General features: G+C 64.0%; 16 protein-coding genes. 8 read left to right on the top strand and 8 right to left on the bottom strand.

Going from position 1 to position 19,585, the window contains the following annotated elements:
- Positions 1 to 20: 20 nt before the first annotated feature.
- Positions 21 to 458 carry an avidin/streptavidin family protein gene (locus DXH78_RS12485; protein ID WP_168192793.1) on the bottom strand — a complete coding sequence of 146 codons (438 nt, stop codon included), beginning with the start codon at positions 456 to 458 and terminating at the stop codon, positions 21 to 23.
- 297 nt (positions 459 to 755) lie between these two features.
- Here DXH78_RS12485 and DXH78_RS12480 point away from each other — a divergent pair, with 297 nt between their 5' ends.
- The 6 genes from DXH78_RS12480 to DXH78_RS12455 all read left to right on the top strand — a co-directional run bounded on the left by DXH78_RS12480 (position 756) and on the right by DXH78_RS12455 (position 8,407).
- Positions 756 to 2,177, top strand: coding sequence for a circularly permuted type 2 ATP-grasp protein (locus DXH78_RS12480; RefSeq protein ID WP_115517343.1), 1,422 nt, complete (start codon positions 756 to 758; stop codon positions 2,175 to 2,177).
- A gap of 148 nt (positions 2,178 to 2,325) precedes the next feature.
- A complete protein-coding gene (locus DXH78_RS12475; RefSeq protein WP_115517342.1) occupies positions 2,326 to 3,267 on the top strand; it encodes an alpha-E domain-containing protein in 942 nt (313 codons plus the stop codon).
- A gap of 71 nt (positions 3,268 to 3,338) precedes the next feature.
- Positions 3,339 to 4,190 carry a transglutaminase family protein gene (locus tag DXH78_RS12470; protein ID WP_115517341.1) on the top strand — a complete coding sequence of 284 codons (852 nt, stop codon included), beginning with the start codon at positions 3,339 to 3,341 and terminating at the stop codon, positions 4,188 to 4,190.
- Positions 4,191 to 4,295: 105 nt separating this feature from the next.
- Positions 4,296 to 5,042: a proteasome-type protease gene (locus DXH78_RS12465; protein WP_115517340.1), complete on the top strand. Its 747-nt coding sequence runs from the start codon at positions 4,296 to 4,298 to the stop codon at positions 5,040 to 5,042.
- Between the two features lie 206 nt (positions 5,043 to 5,248).
- Positions 5,249 to 7,522, top strand: coding sequence for a putative bifunctional diguanylate cyclase/phosphodiesterase (locus DXH78_RS12460; protein WP_147292631.1), 2,274 nt, complete (start codon positions 5,249 to 5,251; stop codon positions 7,520 to 7,522).
- 126 nt (positions 7,523 to 7,648) lie between these two features.
- On the top strand, positions 7,649 to 8,407 hold the full coding sequence (locus tag DXH78_RS12455) for an SDR family oxidoreductase (protein ID WP_115517338.1): 759 nt from the start codon (positions 7,649 to 7,651) through the stop codon (positions 8,405 to 8,407).
- A gap of 133 nt (positions 8,408 to 8,540) precedes the next feature.
- Here DXH78_RS12455 and DXH78_RS12450 read toward each other — a convergent pair whose 3' ends face one another.
- The 5 genes from DXH78_RS12450 to DXH78_RS12430 all read right to left on the bottom strand — a co-directional run bounded on the left by DXH78_RS12450 (position 8,541) and on the right by DXH78_RS12430 (position 15,301).
- Positions 8,541 to 8,996, bottom strand: a complete 456-nt coding sequence (locus tag DXH78_RS12450; RefSeq protein ID WP_115517337.1) for a response regulator — start codon at positions 8,994 to 8,996, stop codon at positions 8,541 to 8,543.
- Positions 8,977 to 11,601, bottom strand: coding sequence for an ATP-binding protein (locus DXH78_RS12445; protein ID WP_115517336.1), 2,625 nt, complete (start codon positions 11,599 to 11,601; stop codon positions 8,977 to 8,979). Before DXH78_RS12445 ends, DXH78_RS12450 begins: the two co-directional genes overlap by 20 nt.
- Positions 11,591 to 12,691 carry a DUF2336 domain-containing protein gene (locus tag DXH78_RS12440; protein WP_168192792.1) on the bottom strand — a complete coding sequence of 367 codons (1,101 nt, stop codon included), beginning with the start codon at positions 12,689 to 12,691 and terminating at the stop codon, positions 11,591 to 11,593. Before DXH78_RS12440 ends, DXH78_RS12445 begins: the two co-directional genes overlap by 11 nt.
- A gap of 158 nt (positions 12,692 to 12,849) precedes the next feature.
- Positions 12,850 to 14,025 (bottom strand): MFS transporter, encoded by a 1,176-nt coding sequence (locus DXH78_RS12435; RefSeq protein WP_115517334.1) that lies wholly within the window; start codon positions 14,023 to 14,025, stop codon positions 12,850 to 12,852.
- A 997-nt stretch (positions 14,026 to 15,022) separates the two neighbouring features.
- Complete coding sequence (locus tag DXH78_RS12430; RefSeq protein ID WP_430727486.1) at positions 15,023 to 15,301, bottom strand: usg protein; 279 nt, start codon at positions 15,299 to 15,301, stop codon at positions 15,023 to 15,025.
- A 341-nt stretch (positions 15,302 to 15,642) separates the two neighbouring features.
- On the opposite strand from DXH78_RS12430, the gene DXH78_RS12425 reads away from it, so the two are divergent.
- Complete coding sequence (locus DXH78_RS12425) at positions 15,643 to 15,960, top strand: co-chaperone GroES (RefSeq protein ID WP_115517332.1); 318 nt, start codon at positions 15,643 to 15,645, stop codon at positions 15,958 to 15,960.
- Positions 15,961 to 16,105: 145 nt separating this feature from the next.
- On the top strand, positions 16,106 to 17,755 hold the full coding sequence (gene groL / locus DXH78_RS12420) for a chaperonin GroEL (RefSeq protein WP_115517331.1): 1,650 nt from the start codon (positions 16,106 to 16,108) through the stop codon (positions 17,753 to 17,755).
- A gap of 78 nt (positions 17,756 to 17,833) precedes the next feature.
- Here groL and DXH78_RS12415 read toward each other — a convergent pair whose 3' ends face one another.
- Positions 17,834 to 19,207 (bottom strand): trypsin-like peptidase domain-containing protein, encoded by a 1,374-nt coding sequence (locus DXH78_RS12415; RefSeq protein ID WP_115517330.1) that lies wholly within the window; start codon positions 19,205 to 19,207, stop codon positions 17,834 to 17,836.
- The gene (locus DXH78_RS19910; protein ID WP_168192791.1) at positions 19,204 to 19,566 is read right to left on the bottom strand and encodes a hypothetical protein; all 363 of its coding nucleotides are present in this window, start codon (positions 19,564 to 19,566) and stop codon (positions 19,204 to 19,206) included. Before DXH78_RS19910 ends, DXH78_RS12415 begins: the two co-directional genes overlap by 4 nt.
- Positions 19,567 to 19,585: the final 19 nt, after the last annotated feature.

The raw sequence follows: 19,585 nt of genomic DNA, 5'->3' as shown, positions 1-19,585 counted from the left end.
GTGGAGGACGCCTTGCGCCCTCAGGGGCGCTTCACCGGCTGCAGGATGAAGGTGTTCGCGCCGGCAACGATCCCGTTCCACACCGGGCCGGAGGCCATCGCCAGGTGCCAGAGCGCCCGGAAGGCGCCGGTGGCGTTGCTGTATTGCGCCGTCCACGCCGTCGCCGAATTGCAGCCCTCCCAGTTGACCGTGAAAGTGAGCGCGCCGCCCGTCCCGCCGGCATAGTACCAGCCGGTCATGGGTTGGGCCTTCTTGGCGCCGCAGCCGGATTGCGTCGTAACGGTGCCGCTCAGTTGCCCGCTGGGCGCCAGGCTCGTGACGGTCAGCACCGAGCCGTCTTCGTTCACCCAGGACAGCCCGGCCGCGAACTTGGTTTCGGCCTGCGCATGGGCCGTGCTCAGGGTCGCGGCCCCGAGAACCACCCCGATCGCCATTCGTCCGATACTCTTCAGGGCCATCGATCCCTCCCACGTCACCACGCCATAAAGGGCGAGCCTCGGCTCATTCCACATTCATAGGTCGTATAATGGTAACGGCGTCCGAAAATTTCCTGGTGCTCGGACAACCCAATGGCGCCCGCCATCGCCGCGTGCGACCTTAAAAAAATCGATCGGCGCCCGTGCACTGATCATAATGCTCAAGCGTTAGGCAGCCTGGAGCCTGCCGCACAGTTGCTGGCGTGGTTTTGGCGGTTGGCGCGAAGTTTGCTCTTAAAAGGGGCACGATGAGGCCGATGAGTAGAAGCTGGGGGAAGAATGGGTTTGGCCTTCGATGAAATGAGGGGCCACGACGGCACCGCGGTTCGCCCGGCCTATGGCGAGCTCGACCGCTGGCTCAAGGAAGTCCCGCCGGACGTCCTCGACTATCGCCGCCGCGAAGCCGAACTGATCTTCCGCCGCATCGGCATCACCTTTGCGGTCTATGGCGAAGCCGACGCCACCGAACGGCTCATTCCCTTCGACGTCATCCCCCGCATCATGTCGGGCAGCGAATGGCGGCAACTGGAAAAGGGCCTCACCCAGCGCGTCAACGCGCTCAACCTGTTCATCAAGGATGTTTACGGCGGCCGCGAGATCCTGCGCGCCGGGGTCGTGCCGGAAGACATGATCTTCCGCAACCCGGCCTTCCGCCCGGAGATGAACGGCCAGAGCGTGCCGCACGACATCTACGTCCACATTGCCGGCATCGACATCATCCGCGTCGATGCCGACACTTTCTACGTGCTCGAGGACAATGCCCGCACGCCCTCCGGCGTCTCCTACATGCTGGAGAACCGCGAGATCATGATGCGGCTGTTTCCCGAACTGTTCTCGCGCCACCGCATCGCGCCGGTCGAGAACTATCCGGACGAACTACTCGCCTCGCTCAAGTCGGTGGCGCCGCTGTCGACATCGAAGGAGCCGAACGTCGTTCTGCTGACGCCCGGCGTCTACAACTCCGCCTATTACGAGCACTCGTTCCTCGCCGACAAGCTCGGCGTTGAGCTGGTCGAGGGCCGCGATCTCTTCGTCAAGGACGAGGTCGTCTACATGCGCACGACGCAAGGCCCGCAGCGCGTCGATGTCATCTATCGCCGCGTCGATGACGACTTCATCGATCCGCTGGTCTTCCGCCCCGACAGCATTCTCGGCGTGCCCGGGCTGATGTCGGCCTATGCCGCCGGCAATGTGACGCTGGCCAACGCGGTCGGCACCGGCATCGCCGACGACAAGGCGATCTATTCCTTCATGCCGGATATCGTGAAGTTCTATCTCGGCGAAGAGCCGCTCCTGAAAAACGTGCCGACCTGGCGCTGCCGCGAGCCGGAACATCTTGCTTACGTGCTTGATCATCTGTCCGAACTGGTGGTGAAGGAAGTCCACGGCTCCGGCGGTTACGGCATGTTGATCGGACCTTCGGCCAGCAAGGTGGCCATCGAGCAATTCCGCGCCAAGCTCAAAAACGCGCCGGCCAATTTCATCGCCCAGCCGACGCTCGCGCTCTCGACGTCACCGACCTGTGTCGAGGCGGGCGTGGCGCCGCGTCACGTCGATCTGCGGCCTTTCGTGCTCACCGGCCGCAAGGGCGTGCGTATCGTGCCGGGCGGCCTCACCCGCGTCGCATTGAAAGAAGGTTCGCTGGTGGTCAATTCGAGCCAGGGCGGCGGCACGAAAGATACATGGGTGCTGGATGGCTGAGAGAATGACGCAGCGACACGGGTCTTCATCCTTCGAGACGCACCTTTCAGGCGCTCCTCAGGATGAGAAGACAATTTCCGGCCTCATGGTGAGGAGCACGCCGGAGGCGTGCGTCTCGAACCACGAGGCCGGCCACGGGACTTTGTAAATGCTCTCACGCACCGCCGATAACCTGTTCTGGCTCTCGCGCTATGTGGAACGCGCCGAGTACCTCGCGCGCATTCTCGACGCCACGCAGCGCCTCTCCGCTTTGCCGCTGGCTTATGTCGGCACCGGCAATGAGTGGGAATCCGCCGTCCTCACGGCCGGATGCGCCGGCTCTTTCTTCAAGACCTACGAAACCGCGACCGAAGAGAACGTCACCGACTACCTCGCTTTCTCCACCGCCAACCCGTCATCGATCCGCAACTGCTTCGAAATGGCGCGCGGCAATGCGCGCGCGGTGCGCACCGCGCTGACCGGCGAAATGTGGGATGCCATCAATGGCACCTGGCTCGAGCTCAAGCGCTTCGGCAACAGCCCGTCGTCGCGCGAAGAGACATCACGTTTCCTGCGCTGGGTTCAGGAATCCTCGCTGCGCTACGACGGCTCGGCCTACCGCACAATGCTGCGCAACGACGCCTACTGGTTCTCGCGGCTCGGCGTCTACATGGAGCGCGCCGACAACACCGCGCGCATTCTCGACGTGAAGTACCATTTGCTGCTGCCGGACAACGAACGCGTCGGCGGCCCGCTCGATTACTTCCAGTGGGCGGCGATCCTGCGCTCGGTGTCGGCGCTCACGGCCTATCACTGGGTCTATCGCGAGAGTCTCAAGCCGTGGCTGGTCGCGGACCTCCTCATCCTCAAGGAGGAAATGCCGCGCTCGCTGGCGTCCTGCTATGAGGCGATCGTGCGCAATCTCGATGCCGTCGGCGCGACCTACGGCCGGCAGGGCCCGGCGCAACGTCAGGCCCGCGGCATCCGGACCCGCCTTCAAAACAGCAAGATGGACGGTATCTTCCAGCGCGGGTTGCACGAATTCATCGGCGAATTCATTACTGAAAACAACCGCTTGGGCGTCGCTATCACCGAGCAGTTCCTGCAATGAGGCAAGGTCTTGCAGCCCGGGCCGCCGTGCTAGGGTAAGTCTTCCAACACCAGCGCGCCAAGCCAGGCCTCATGCGGATCCGGATCGCCCACACCACCAGCTACCACTATGACGCGCCCCCCAAGAGCGTCACGCAGGTGCTCCGCCTCACGCCGCGCAATCACGACGGTCAGTATGTCGTGAACTGGCGCATCGACCTGTCGCGCGATTGCCAGTTGCACCAGCGCGAAGGCGCCTTCGGCAATATCAGCCACGTCTTCACCGCCGACGGTCCATTCGACGAACTCACCGTCATGGTCGAGGGCGAAATCGATACCCAGGACACCAGCGGCGTCATCCGTGGCACGGTGGAGCGCTTTCCGCCGGCGCTTTATCTGCGCGACACGCAGCTCACCGAGGCCGACGCCGCCATCATCGCCTTTGCCGAAGAGACGCGCGCCGAGGCCGGCGGCGACACCTTGACGCTGCTGCATGCGCTGATGGCCGGCCTCAATGACACCTTCAGCTTCGACACCGAGCCGACCCATGCCGGCACCACGGCCGCGGAAGCCTTCAAGCTCAAGCGCGGCGTCTGCCAGGACGGCACGCACATCTTCATCGCCGCCGCCCGCCATCTCGGCATCCCGGCGCGCTACATTGGCGGTCACTATTGCCGTACCGACGAGGCCGCGCCGCAAGACGCCGGTCATGCCTGGGCTGAAGCCTATATCGACAAGCTCGGCTGGGTCGGCTTCGACCCAACCCATGGCCTGTCGCCAACCGAAGCGCATGTTCGCGTCGCCGTCGGCCTCGATTATCTCGGCGCCGCGCCTGTGCGCGGCTCGCGCATCGGCGGCGGCAAGGAGACCATGACGGTCACCGTCCGGGTGTCCCCGGCGCCCTGGCAACCGCAAAGCAGCTGGCAGTCGCAATCGCAGCAATAACGGCCTTGCGTGGCGGCGGGATTGACGACATGAAACGCACCGACGGACAGCCTCACGATCCCGCTCGCCGGCGGCATCCCCTCTCCTGACAAAAGATCGAGACCCATGACCTATTGCTGCGGAATTCTCGTGCGCGACGGCCTCGTCATGATCGCCGACACGCGCACCAATGCCGGCCTCGACAACGTCTCGACGTTCCGGAAACTGCATGTCTACAGCGAGCCGGGCGAACGCATCATGGCGATCGCCTCCTCCGGCAATCTGTCGCTGTCGCAGACTGTGCGCTCGATGCTGACCGAAGGCATTGAAAATCCGGAGACCGGCGAGCTGGAAACGCTGATGAACGCGCCGACCATGTTCCAGGCGGCGCAGCGTATCGGCAAAGCCGTCCGCCTCGTGCAGGGCATCGATGGCAAGGCGCTGGCCGAAGCGGCCATCGATCACGATGTCGCTTTCCTGTTCGGCGGTCAGGTCAAAGGCGGCAAGCTGCGCCTGTTCATGATCTACTCGGCCGGCAATTTCATCGAATGCACGACCGACACGCCCTATCTGCAGATCGGCGAGCACAAATATGGCAAGCCGGTGCTCGACCGCGCCATCTCGTTCGACACCGACGTCTATGATGCGCTCAAGATCGGGCTCATCTCGATGGACTCGACCATGCGCTCCAATCTCGGCGTCGGCCTGCCGATCGACCTGATGGTGGCGCGGCGCGACGAACTTACCGCCGAGGTCAATTACCGCATCGAGCCGGGCGAACCCTATTTCCAGGATCTGCGCGAGCAGTGGTCGAGCGCGCTGCGCGCCGCCCATATCGCCATCCCGCGCCCGCCCTACGGTAACGGGCGGTAGGCCTTTCGAGGCCGCGCCCCATTTCGCACTGCAACTGCGGCTGGCAGCGGCGGCACTTTTTTACCTCTGGTTAACGGCGCTGGCCGAATTGCCCTGGTTCGGCGCCCCGCTGTCCCCAAAACGTCCGAATGAAAGCGATTGGCAAGTTTTAACCCTTACCGTCCGGCCCAATTGTCCAATCGATAGGACGCTTTAGGGGAAGCTCCTTGCTGTCGCCGGCTCACCCGAGAACCACCGACGACCCGCAATACACCAATTGGGATCGCGCGCGGTTGAGCGTCGTGGTGCCGGTCGGCGTCATCGTCGCGGTGGCCATCGTCTGCATCGTCGTCGCCGTGCTGTCTTCAGCGCAGCGCGCGGACGAAGTCGCGCTGGCACAAGAGCGTCATCTCCTGTCGACGGCGCTGCAGAACTTCGGCCGCGGCGTCCTGCGCGAAACCGACAGCGTCGCCTCCTCGCAGGCCGCCTTCGATCACGTCCGGCAGACGTTCAATCCGGCCTGGGTCGAAGAGCGCGCCGGTTCCTGGCTCGGCAACTACTTCCACCACGATCTGGTCCTGATCTTCGACAAGACCGATCAGCCGATCTATTCACGACTCGGCCGCTTTAGCGTCGACGGTCCGCCGATCGATCTGCGTCCGCCCGCGATCATCGAGATTCTCGATACCATGCGCGGCCGCAACGAGCGCAAATCGAACGCGCTGTCCCTTTCCGACCAGCCGGCCACCGACGCCGGCGCTCGTGCGCATGTCGCCGAACTCCGGCTGGTCATGGGCCGGCCGGCTGCGGTCGCCGCGGTCGCTATCGGCGATGATCGGCTCGCCGCCGCTTACGACACCGAAGCGCCGATCCTGATGTCGGTGAAATTCCTCAACGCCGAAGTTCTCAACAGTATCGGCGCGCAGCTCGGCCTCAGTCATCTCCGCATCGTCGCGCGGGGTACGGTGCCGGCCGGCGATTATTTGTATCAGATCGGCGCGCCCGACGGCTCGCTCATCGTTGAACTTGCTTGGACGCCGAAGCAGCCCGGCGCCGAGATCGTCCGTAACGTCGTGCCGTTCATCGCGGTGGCGCTGGCCGGCTTCGCCCTGCTCGGCGCCTTCGTGCTGCGCTACATGCGCCGCACCGCGGTCGCCATCGCCGCAGGTGAGAACCGGCTGCGCCATCTGGCCTTGCACGATCCGCTGTGCGGTCTGCCGAACCGTATCTTTTTCAGCGAGCGCCTCGAAGCCGTGATCGAGGAAGTCGCCGCCACCGGCATGCCGGCGGCGCTGTTCTATATCGATCTCGATCACTTCAAAGACGTCAACGACACGCTCGGCCATCCGGTCGGCGACGAACTGATCCGCAATGTGACGCTGCGCCTGTCGCACACCTTGCGCGGCGGCGACATGGTGGCGCGGCTCGGCGGCGATGAATTCGCGGTGATCTCCTCGATCGGCGGCGACAGCGCCCTGCTGATGGCGCTCGGCCAGCGCATCATCAGCGCCATCTGCGCGCCTTACAGTGTCGGCGGGCAGAATATCGTGATCGGCGCCTCCATCGGCATCGCCATCATCGACCGCAATTGCGCCGGCGGCCCCGACATCATGCGCTATGCCGACATGGCGCTGTACCGCGCCAAGAACGAAGGCCGCAACCGCGCCTGCATCTACGACAATGCCATGGACGCCGACCTGTCGAAGCGCAAGCTGCTCGAGGGCGACCTGCGCGAGGCGATCAAGCACGGCCAGCTGCGCCTGCTCTATCAGCCGATCGTCGACAAGAGCGGCGATGTCATGCTGGGCGTCGAAGCGCTTTGCCGCTGGACCCATCCCACCCGCGGCGAAATCTCGCCGGCCGAATTCATCCCGCTCGCCGAGAATTCCGGCCTTATCGTCGAACTCGGCGCCTGGGTGCTGCGCAAGGCGATGCTGGACGGGCTTGCCTGGCCGAGCCTCACCGTCGCCGTCAACGTCTCGCCGCTGCAGTTCCGCCGCGCCGATTTCGCCGATCTGGTCGAGCGCACCCTCGCCGAAACCGGTTTCGATCCGGCCCGCCTCGAGCTCGAGATTACCGAGAGCGTGCTGATCGGTAATTTCGACACCGCCGAAACCAGTATGTTGCGGCTCAAGGCGCTCGGGGTGCGGCTGGCGCTCGACGATTTCGGCACCGGCTATTCCTCGCTGCTTTATCTGCGCCGCTTCCCCTTCGACAAACTCAAGATCGACCGCAGTTTCGTGCTGTCGATCGAGAAGGCCGCCGATGCCGCCGCCATCGTTCACGCGGTGGTGTCGCTGGGCCGCGGCCTCGGCATGAAGGTGACCGCGGAAGGCGTCGAAACCGCCGACCAGCACCTTTTCCTCCGCGCCGCCGGCGTCCACTCGATGCAGGGCTATCGCTTCGGCCGCGCCATGGCGCCGGACAAGATCGCCGCGCGCCTCGAAGCGCCGGAAGCCTTCAAGGTCTCGGGCGATCAGCCCACCTCGCTCGCGGGCTGACGCGGCCGCTGTCCATTGCCCACCGCCGCGACGGACGCCCCCCGCGCACCTCGCCCCCTGTGGCATCGATATCGATTGTGCTAGGCAGACCTCACAAGAAAACACACCCTCCAGGGAGGATTGCCTATGACGGCGAAGATTGCGCTGGTGACCGGCGCCGGAACCGGTGTCGGCCGTGCCGTGGCCATCGCGCTGGCCAAGGCCGGCTACAATCTGGTGCTCGCCGGCCGGCGCAAGGAGCCGCTCGACGCGGTGGCGACCGAGATCAACACCATCGGCCAGCAGGCTCTCGCCGTGCCCACCGATGTGTCGCAGCGCCAGTCGATCCTCGATCTGTTCGCCAAGACCAAGGCCAGCTTCGGCCGCCTCGACGTGCTGTTCAACAATGCCGGCATCGGCGCCCCGCCGGTGCCGCTCGAGGACCTGCCGTTCGAGACCTGGCAGAACGTCGTCAACACGAACTTGACCGGCATGTTCCTGTGTACCCAGGAAGCCATCAAGATCATGAAGGATCAGAACCCGCGCGGCGGCCGCATCATCAACAACGGCTCGATCTCGGCGCATGCGCCGCGGCCCTACTCGGTCGCCTACACCGCCACCAAGCATGCGGTGACGGGCCTGACCAAATCGACCTCGCTCGACACCCGCAAGTACAACATCTGCTGCGGCCAGGTGGATATCGGCAACGCCATCACGCCGATGACCGCGCGCATGGTGGAGGGCGAAGGCGTGCCGCAGGCCAATGGCACAACGATGGTCGAGCCGCGCATGAACGCCGACAATGTCGGCAACGCGGTGGTCTACATGGCGAGCTTGCCGCTCGATGCCAATGTGCTGTTCATGACGGTGATGGCCAACACCATGCCGTTCGTCGGGCGGGGTTGAGCGCCGTCCTGCTCCCCTGCACGGCTGGGGTTAAGGTCTGCCGGCGGGCGGCGGTGCTCACACACAATCATCTCCGCCACGCCGAGCACCTGCGTGACGGCTGCGATCGGCGGCGTCATGTCTCGGCCAGGCGTTACGCCCACTGGCGGGCGCGCGCCGTCGCCGCCTGCAGCTTGAAGCGCGCCAGGCATTCACGCAGCCGCGGCAGGTTGAGCGGCTTGGCCAGTATCTCGGCGTCGATCTCAAGCGCGCGCGACATCACCGACGTGGCGTCGAGAAGCTGCTGGGTTGCACCGCTGATCACCAGCACAGGCAGGCGATAGCCAACGCGCGCGATCACCGGCAACAGCAGCGCGCCGCTGCGGTCGCCCAGCCCGAGATCGAGGGTGACGCCATCGAACCTCAGCGATGTCAGGAGACCGTTCGCGGCATCGAACGTGGCGGCGGATTCGACATTAAAGCCGGCTTGCCCGCCGATCCGCGAGATGATCGTGCGCTGAACGCTGTCATCGTCAATGACCAGCAGATTAAACTCGGCCGGGGACGGCGCATTGTTCGTCAGTGTGTCGTCAGACGGCTTGTCGGGCATGGTCCATTCCTGTCGTCTGATTGGGTTCAGCGTTGGCTTGCTGCAAAATTCCGCCAAGTCGGGCTCGCGCAAGGACGGCAGCGGTCTCGAAAGCTGCGGCGATGCCTTCGACCTTCATCCGGAGCGCGGAGCGGGACAGGCTGGCGGCGTCACGCTCCAACGCCGCGGCGACGTTCGACAGCCGCATGAAGCCGATCGACGCCGCCGTGCTCTTGATCGTGTGAGCCTCAATCCTGACGGCGTCGCCGACGCCCTGCCGGGCGCCGCGGCGCAGCGCCGAAAGCCGGCCGGGCGTCTCCGCCAAAAAGACCTGCAGCACCGCAGTTATTCCATCGACGCCGATGGCATCGCGCAGGTCGTTGAAGATCCCCTTGTCGAACACCACCGGCTCATCGACGGCGACAGGTTCGGGTGCCTCGAATTCCGTGTCCCGGAGTCGGCGGTCGCCAGCGACCCAGTCGAGCCTGGCCGCAAGGTCGGCGCGCGTCACCGGCTTCGCCATGAAGTCGTCCATGCCGGCGGCCAGACAGGCCTTGCGGTCGGTCGCAAGGACGTTTGCCGTCAGGGCGACGATGCGCGCCGAGCAGAATGGCGGCGGCAGCTTGCGGATCGCTCGCGTTGCCGCCAGCCCGTCCATGCCGGGCATCATCACATCCATGAAGATGATGTCGTATAGCCGCTGCGAGCAGATCGCCAGCGCCTCGGCGCCTGTGGCGGCCACATCGGCGGAGTAGCCCAGCCGTCCGATGAGCGCGATGAATACCTGCCGATTGGCTTCATTGTCCTCGACCAGAAGGATACGCGTATCGCGCCGGTCGCCGGCATGGGGACGTGGCAGCTCGCCGTCGATTGACGCGCCTGGAACGACTGTGTCGATCCGGCAATCGATGGCGAAATGGAAGGTCGATCCCTTGCCCTCCTCGCTATCGACGCCGAGCGTGCCACCCATCAGCGCGACCAGTCGCCGGCATATCGCCAGACCAAGTCCCGTGCCCCCGAAACGCCGTGCGATCGAGGGGTCGAGTTGCGTGAACTCTTTGAACAGACGCGGAATGCCGGCCTTGGAAATGCCGATGCCGGTGTCGCGCACGGCAAACGCGAGCCGCACAAGGTCCGGCTGCGCCGGTGCGGGAGCAACGCCGACCGAGACCGTCACGCCACCTTTCTCGGTAAATTTCACGCCGTTGCCAATGAGATTGAACAACACCTGCCGCAGCCGCGCCGGGTCACCGACAATTCGGCGCGGCACGTTGGGCGCGATGTCGATCTCAAGCCGCAAGTTCTTCTCGGCGGCGGCCGGGCCCAGAATACCGACGCTGCAGGTGACAAGATCGTGAAGGTCGAACCCCAACCGTTCGACCTCGACCCGGCCGGCCTCCAGCTTCGAGAAGTCGAGCACATCGTTGATTAGGTGCAGGAGGTGCGTCGCCGAATCCCGCAAGGTTCTCACGAAACCCTGCTGCTGACTTGTCAGGCCGGCGTCCATGAGAACTTCCGACATGCCGACAACACCGTTCATCGGCGTTCGGATTTCGTGGCTCATCATCGCCAGGAATTCCATGCGGGCGCGCGTACCCGCCTCCGCGGCGTCGCGGGCCCGCATCAGCGCCTGCTGATAGCGCCACAACAGCACCGTCATCGCGGCCAGCCCCAACGAAATGAGTAGCGCCGCAATGCCAAGATCGGCGGTGATTTCCCGGACCTCGGCAAACACCGTGGCATGGCTCAGCCCGACGAGCACGACCAGAGGATAATCGCGGATCTTGCGATAGGCGATCAGCCGGTCGACCCCGTCGAACTTGCTGGCTCCCTCGTAGATGCCGTATTCGGCGCGCATGAACGCAGCGAACAGTCCGCTTTGCAGGAGAGATTGCCCAACGGTATCGTCTGCCTGTTGCGTACGGGCGCGCACAATGCCGTCGGTGCCAACCAGAGCCACCACACCGCCCTCGCCCAGATCGATCGACCGATAAAAGTCGGCGAGGTAATCGGTGCTCATGGACATGACGACGACGCCGCCAAAGCTGCCATCCGCCAGACTGATGCGCCGCGTGAACTGGATCGACATCTTCTTGCTGACGCGGCCGAACACCGGTTTGCTGATGAAAAGCTCATCCACGTTGCGGCTGGCGTGTATGCGGAAATGCTCGCGGTCGTGCAGATCGATGCCCGGCGAAGGTCCCGAGATGTTGCTGGTCAGCAGCCGGCCATCCTTGTCGACAACCGAAACCTGAAAGTAGAGTCCTGTTATAACGGGATTGTTCTGCGTCCAGAGCGATATGTCGAAATCGCCGGAGCTCCCGACGTACTTTTCGCGAACATAGAGCAACGTCTGGTCGATCGAGCGGATCGTCCGAATCAGCTGCTCCTCGAAGGCACTCGCGAGGTTCGTTGCATTTCTGAAAGCGGACTGACGTGCCTCTCGCTCTTCATAGGCGATGAAATAGTACGACGAGAACCAGATCAGAACGATGGCTGATAGCCCCAGGATAGGACCCGCCCATGCGCCGACCCTGCCGAGGCCGAAGCGCGCGGGGGACGATCGGGTTTCGAGCGATGAATGGTCCTGGTCGGCGGATGCGCGCACGACGGTGTCAAGCAGCATGACCGCCTGCCGTCTGCTGCACTTTCATGAAGCGCAGAACCCGCTGCGCCGCAGCAGCGTCGAGCGCCAGATATTCATCGCGCGTGGGCGGCGTCTGGTAGTCGTACAGGCCGGCCTTCGCCGCGCGCAGTTTGAGGAAAGCGTCGGCGACCGGCCAGCTCAGGCCCGCCGCGCGCATCAGCAACAGCGCCGACTGCGGACTGGGACCACTCAGAACGTTGAACGTGTAGTCCGCATCGAGCCCCAGCGCGGAGGCGAGCACCGTCGCGGCGTCATACAGCCGACGATGCGAGACGAGTTCGCCGACAATATCGCTGACCTTGAGATCGCCCTTGCGGATGCCCACGATCAAGGCCTCGGTGCGCTCCACACTCTTCTGCCGGTCTGTAATCCAGTCGGCCAAATGCTGCACCAGAGTCACTTCGGCGCCCTCAATCTTGTCACGCAGGCGCTTGGCCAGATCATCGGTGATGATCGGCAACAACCGCCCGATGGCCGCGAGCGACAGATCCTTGCGTTCGACGAGCCGCGCCTGCAGGTCGCCGTCGCCCTTGGCCTTGTCGATCAGCCGGCGCATACCGCGATCCGAGAACTGGGCGCCGGCATTACCGGCGAGAATGCCGACAACGGTGATATCGCCGCGCTCGACCACAACGTCGGAGACCGGGGGCGTCACCTGGGTCCGCCCGGCGATAACCCGCAGATGATCTTGCGAACCGGTCTTTGCGACGTCGATGAGGACCCGCTCGGGCATTGCGGCATAATCGCTGAGGATGGGCCGCGCGACGTCAACATCGGCGTCGGTCGCGAGCCTGCGCACCAGCCCGTCCGGCAGGCTGGGCATGGCGGCGAGTGTCGACGACGCGGCGGCGCGGTCCGGCCCGGCGATCTTGTCGATGAGCTTGGAGACGACTTCGTTAAACAGATATTGCTCTGCCGTCATGCCCGGCTCGGCGTGCGCGGCATAAGCCTCGGCAATCCGGCGCAACAGCTCGACACGCTTTGTCGATGACTTCTCACCGGCCAGCGCGGCAAGATCGTCGGCAAGCGCGCTCAGCGACTCATTTTTCGGCAAGGCTTCGCAAGGCATAATGGCGTTTCCCCGAACCGCCATATGACCGCAAAGCCTTTAAAGCACAGTGAAACGATGTGCGATGTATTCGGCATTTGATTTAGATGTTGCTTACCGCACGGGGCGCCATCCCGGTAATTCGATAAGGCGAATGGTATCCTGATCGCCTCGGGAGATCACGATACGGCGGAAACGTGCGCCTTGCGCTCGCGCGTAAAGGCCCAGATCGCCAGCGCCGTGCCGACGAACACGATACCCACCAGGCCGAGTTCAGGCAGCAGGCCGGCGCTGTACATGACGCCGCCGAGGCCGGAGCCGATGGCCTGGCCGATATAAACACTGCTGGTATTAAGCGCGACCGAGGCGCTCGCCAGATCGGGCGCCGTCTGCACCAGCCGCGCCTGCTGGATCGAGTTGCTGGGGGCAAAGCCGAAGCCGAGAAAGAACATGCCCGCGGCCATCAGAGCCAATCCACCGGCACCGGCGCCGGCGCTCCACAGCAACAGACCGATGAGATTGCAGCTCAGGAAGATCAGCGACGTCTTCCAGCCGCCGAGCCCGCCGACGATTCGGGTGGCGACAACATTGCCGAGAAAGCCCATCACGCCATACAGCGCGAACATCAGGCCAATGGTTTCGTGGCTGGCGCCGGTCAGTTGATTGAGCACCGGCCCGAGATAGACGAAAACCAGAAACTGGCCGCTGATGAACAGGATCGTGATGGCCAGCAGCATCATGATCTGGGCGTTGCGCAGCAGCGCCGTAAAGCTGCCGAGCGACAGCGGCGGCCCGACCAGCTTGCGCGGCAGGCCGATCGCCAGCAGAACGCACGGCACAAAAGAGGCGAAGGCCGAGAACGCAAAGCCACCGCGCCATCCGGCATAGGCCGCGATCAGCGTGACCAGCGGCAGGCCGGCAGCCACCGCCAGCGACCAGCCGAGAAAGATGAATGTGATGGCGGCCGGCCGGGCGCGGTCGGACACCATCAGGCCGACGGTGCTCGCAGCCTGCGGCGTAAACACCGCCGCGACCGCCAGCATCGCCAGCCGCAGCACCAGCACGACGTCGTAACTCGGCGCCAGCGCCATCGCCCCCTGCCCCACCGCCATGACGGCGAGTGTCGCAACCAGCAGCGTGCGCCGGTCCACGCGCGTCGTCAGCCACGCCATCACCGGCGAGCCGAAACACAGAATGATGGCGCCGAACGTCACCAGCAATCCGGCGTCGCGGATGCCCACATTGAGGCCGTCGGCGAGGATCGCCAGCATGCCGGCGGGCGCCAGCACCGACAGGCCGGTGGCGAAATTGCCAAGCAGCAGCCCGTAGCGCGAGAGTTGATGATGGAGGGACATGGTGCCGGGCGGGTTCGAGTGCGGTCGGAAGACATCACATGGCGACCTGTCGACCTCGTGACAAGCTTGCCTAGCACATCGCCGGCGCACTTTTACGAATGGCACCGATGACGTTTGCTGATGAAAGGCGATGCGGGGCGGAGCCCCTCCTATCAACCCGCGTACCCGCCCCCCGTCATTCCGGGGCCACGAAGGGGCGAACCCGGAATCCAGATGCCGCAGCACCGAACCGGCCTCATGTGAGGAGCGTTGCGAAGCAACGCGTCTCGAACCACGAGGCCGCCCATGGTTCGAGACGGGCCTTCGGCCCTCCTCACCATGAGGGCGGAATTTAATCAAAAAGCCGCTTGACTGCATTTAAGCCTAGGTCTATATTCCCCTGCATCCCGCCCTCGTTACGAGGGGTGTCTGATCAGCGTCTCCAGATGCTGGGGCGGGGAGCGGTGGCCGGACGGGGGCGTCGGAGATGCGGCGCACATTCCCCGCCCGGCGGTCCCTCGCCTCTGGTTTGGGCGCGACCTGGTGTCGATCGCCCCGCCGCCGAAGGCTTCTGCTCCCTTGGCACGCGCAGTTCCGCCCCAGTGGCGCGCGGCAAGGCGCGCCGGGAGCGAGCGGCTTGGGAAGCCACCCCGCCCGCGCAGGAAAGTCCCGTAGCGGTGGATAGCAATGGTCCGTCCACCGGGGGTCGAGCGGAGCAAGCCACGATGCTCGCGTGAATCTAACTCACACATCACGCGAGGCTGCGGGGCTGTTCGGGCCCCGGCGTTCCGCGCGCCCTCGTTCAAGGGGCGCTGATGGGAATGCAGACTGGGACGACGGCCTGCCCGGGGCCGACCAAACAATGCGGGCGATGCCGCGCGTCTGCAGCGCAGCGGAAGCCTCGTAGGGTGCGCCAAGGCGCGCAGCGCCGAGCCCACCGCTCATACAGATTTGAAGACACAGCAGGGGGGCTTCGCGTTGCTCAGCCCACCCTACAGGGAGATCCGGATTGACGGCCTCAATGCAGCACGAACTCGCCGTTCACCGTGCGCATCTCGGCCGGCTTGATCAGCTTGCAATGCGCGACCTGGACGGAGTGCAACGGGCCTTCCAGCTTGGCCTGCCAGAAATCGAGAAACCGCTGCAGCTCGGGAAACTTCGGAAACAGGTCGTAGGCCTGCCAGACATAGGATTGCAGGAGCCAGTGATGATCGGGGCGGCGGTACAGGATGTGCGCCGTGGTGAGCCCGTAGCCTTCGACCTGCCTGACAAAGTCACTTGAAACCGTCGAACCCATTCCGTCCTCCATTGCAAACGGACGATTAGTTTCCAGTCCCGGCGTCTCTCATTGCAAGCCCAATGGATGAACAAACTGTTTAAAATCAAAGCGTTAGCAGCAGATCGCCGGACCTGCTAACAGCCCCGTCCCGGCCCGGGCTGAAATCCGACCGCGGCCGTTAACTATTTAATTTCAGCCAGTTGCAGAGATTGTTGGCACTCCGCCAAGATGAGTGCTAAAAAATCGGCGAAGTCCCCTTGCGGGCAAAAAATCTCGTCCCATCTCGGCGTCAGGTGCCGGAGGGGAGATTTGCCGGCGCCGGGAACGTCAGAAAAGTCAGAAATCTTAGGAGGTTTGCCATGAAGTTCCGCCCGCTTCACGACCGTGTCGTCGTCAAGCGCATCGACGCTGAGCAGAAGACTGCCGGCGGCATCATCATCCCCGACAGTGCGCAGGAAAAGCCGAGCCAGGGCGAAATCATCGCCGTCGGTCCCGGCGGCCGCGACGAAAGCGGCAAGCTCACCCCGATCGACGTCAAGGTCGGCGACGTCGTGCTGTTCGGCAAGTGGTCGGGCACCGAGGTCAAGATCGACGGTCAGGATCTCCTCATCATGAAGGAATCCGACATCATGGGCGTCATCGAAGGCGCTGCGGCCGGCAAGAAGAAAGCCGCTTAACACATCGATCCTCATGGTGAGGAGCATCGCGCAGCGATGCGTCTCGAACCATGAGGCCCGAACCATAAAATTCATTGGCCTCATCCTTCGAGACGGCGCGTTCCGCGCCTCCTCAGGGTGAGGGTACAAATCGGAGCAAACTCACATGGCTGCTAAAGACGTCAAATTCTCCGTCGACGCGCGCGATCGCATGCTGCGCGGTGTCGACATTCTCGCCAACGCGGTGAAGGTCACGCTCGGCCCGAAGGGCCGCAACGTCGTGCTCGACAAGTCGTTCGGCGCCCCGCGCATCACCAAGGACGGTGTGACGGTCGCCAAGGAAATCGAGCTCGAGGACAAGTTCGAGAACATGGGCGCGCAGATGGTGCGCGAAGTCGCTTCGAAGTCGTCCGACTTCGCCGGCGACGGCACCACCACCGCCACCGTGCTGGCCCAGGCGATCGTGCGTGAAGGTTCGAAGGCGGTTGCCGCCGGCATGAACCCGATGGACCTCAAGCGCGGCATCGACCTCGCGGTCGAGGCCATCGTCGAGCACCTCAAGGCCAACTCGAAGAAGGTGACCTCGAACGAGGAAATCGCCCAGGTCGGCACCATCTCGGCCAATGGCGACAAGGAAATCGGCGACTACCTCGCCAAGGCCATGCAGAAGGTCGGCAACGAGGGCGTCATCACCGTCGAGGAAGCCAAGTCGCTCGAAACCGAACTCGACATCGTCGAGGGCATGCAGTTCGACCGCGGCTACATCTCGCCCTACTTCGTCACCAACGCCGACAAGATGCGCGTTGAAATGGACGACCCCTACATCCTCATCTACGAGAAGAAGCTGTCGGGTCTGCAGGAACTGCTGCCGCTGCTCGAAGCGGTGGTGCAGACCGGCAAGCCGCTGCTCATCGTCGCCGAGGACATCGAAGGCGAAGCGCTCGCCACCCTCGTCGTCAACAAGCTGCGCGGCGGCCTCAAGGTCGCGGCCGTCAAGGCGCCGGGCTTCGGCGATCGCCGCAAGGCCATGCTGCAGGACATCGCGATCCTGACCGGCGGCCAGGCGATCTCGGAAGACCTCGGCATCAAGCTCGAGAACGTCACCATCTCCATGCTCGGCCGCGCCAAGAAGGTGTCGATCGACAAGGAGAACACCACGATCGTCAACGGTTCGGGCAAGAAGGCCGACATCGAGGCGCGCGTGCAGCAGATCAAGGCGCAGATCGAGGAAACCACCTCGGACTACGACAAGGAAAAGCTGCAGGAGCGTCTGGCCAAGCTCGCCGGCGGCGTCGCGGTGATCCGCGTCGGCGGCGCGACCGAAATCGAGGTGAAGGAGCGCAAGGATCGCGTCGATGACGCGATGCACGCCACCCGCGCCGCGGTCGAGGAAGGCATCCTGCCGGGCGGCGGCGTCGCCCTGCTCCGGGCCACCGAGGCCCTGAAGAAGATCAAGACGCAGAACGACGACCAGAAGACCGGCGTCGAGATCGTCCGCAAGGCGATCCAGGCTCCGGCGCGTCAGATCGCTTCGAACGCGGGCGAAGACGGTTCCGTCATCGTCGGCAAGGTCCTCGAGAAGGATCAGTACGTCTATGGCTTCGACGCGCAGAACGGCGAGTACGGGAACATGATGACCAAGGGCATCATCGACCCGACGAAGGTTGTGCGTGCGGCGATCCAGAACGCGGCTTCGGTCGCGGGCCTGCTGATCACCACCGAGGCTATGGTGGCCGAACTGCCGCAGAAGAAGGGCCAGGGCGGCGGCATGCCGGGCGGCATGGGCGGCGGCGGCATGGGCGGCATGGACTTCTAAGTCCATTCGCCGGGAAGCGGGTCCCCGCGTCCCCGAATAAATAGAAAAGAAGGCCCGGGAGAAATCCCGGGCCTTTGTTTATTGGCGCCGTGCCTCGCCTTTGGCGGACGTCATGACTTGCGGCGGCAGACGCAGCCCGTAGTTCGGGAAGAGAACCGCATAAGGCCAGTTGTCGATCGGTTTCTTCGCGTCGACGGCGCCGGTGTGAACGCCAACAAGCGTCATGGCGCCGCGCGGCCCGCGCCGCAAGATTGGCCCGCCGCTATAGCCGTAGCGGGTCTGGCATCCGTGAAAGACGAAAGGCCGTTTCGATATCCGCGAGTAAACGAGGCTGCAGACCGGCGACGTATCCACCGCCGATGCGCCATTAATGACATCGTTCACACGCGCGCCATAGCCACTCATGACGGCGTCCGAGAGGACGGCGTCGTCCGGGAAGATCGCCGGTATCGCTATCTCGTCCCATTGCGCGGCGTCAGCAACGGGAAACGCCGGCAGCCCCGGTCGTTCCGGAGCGTCGATTTCCAGAATGAAAGTGTCCTTCTCGGGCGCGAACGGGAAGAGCTTCTTTTCCTGCTCGAACCCGGCTGCAAGCCGCACCGGGTAAAGCTTGTCCGGTTCGCCAAGCACCAGCGCTCGCGTCCCGCCCAGCGGGCCGTCGATGTCGATGAACGCATCCGGGTCGGAAGGCTTGTATCGATTGAGCATGAGCCCCACCTCGCCGGGCTCGACAAGACAGTGGCGCGCCGTCAACACATAGTTACCGACGAAATTGAAGCCGAGGCAATAAAGCGAGTAATGCCCCTGCAGCGTGTCTCTCCGCAGAAAGGCGACGATGCGGGCGCGCGCGCCGCCAAGCGATTCAAGTTTATCGCCATGGCAACTGTCGATGTAATGCTGATACAGCGCCCACATCAGTTCGCTACGCTGCTTGACAGAGGAAATATTCTGAGCGCGGCGCATCGCGACGAAGATCGATTTGCAATTGAAGAAGTCGTTGCCGGCGAGATACCGGGCGGTTTTGCTCCGCAACCGCGGCGGCGCCGGCCCGATGATGCCCTGCCCCGGTGGACGGTCGCGGCGCGACAGGAGCTGCGCCGGCGTGAGTTTGCGCAGCTCATTGCGGACCTGCGCCAGATACCTTGCAGCAGCAGCCCGCGCCGCCGCGTCGTTAACGCCATACACACGGGGGTCGCTGGACGTTCTGTCCGAAATGGCGACGCCGTCCCGGGCGATATCCTTGGCCGTCACGACACTGCCTTTCGATGTGCCTTCAAAACCGCTCTCGCCGCATCTTTCCGACATCAGACAACCGATCGGCACAAGGATGGGCACGGATCGCTGCGGCTTCGCCAGCAGTCTCGGGTGTCGGTCCGCGCCGAGAGACGCGTCGCAGAACAGCGTGAGCGCAACAGCGCCAAGAAAGGCGACACGGACCCCTGCGATGCTCACTTTTCGACCTTCGGCGCGCGCTTTCTGAGTGTGCCCGGGCAACGCGGATCGTTGAGACAATCTGTGCCGGGCCCCGGGTCAGCCTCCCTTTGCGGACGAAACAACCGATTTAAAAAACAAGTCCCTTTCAGGATGCACCAAGGGTCGCCCTCAACAGGACGCGGTTCAGGTTTGATCAACGCAGGCCGTGACGCATCTGGTCGGCAGGTTCCCCTACGGATGCAATCCGGGTCTGGATCGACCGGCTGCTCTATGACGCCTCGCTGCAACACCCGGTCCGACAGATCCGCCGCCGAAACAAGGGGCGACCATGCCGATACGACCGCCAGAACCAATGTCAGTTTCAGCCCCTGCTTCATGATCCCCCTCATAGGTATG

Origin of the sequence: Undibacter mobilis, assembly GCF_003367195.1 — a bacterium.
GTDB lineage: Bacteria > Pseudomonadota > Alphaproteobacteria > Rhizobiales > Xanthobacteraceae > Pseudolabrys > Pseudolabrys mobilis.
This window is presented reverse-complemented; position numbering and strand designations above follow the sequence as displayed.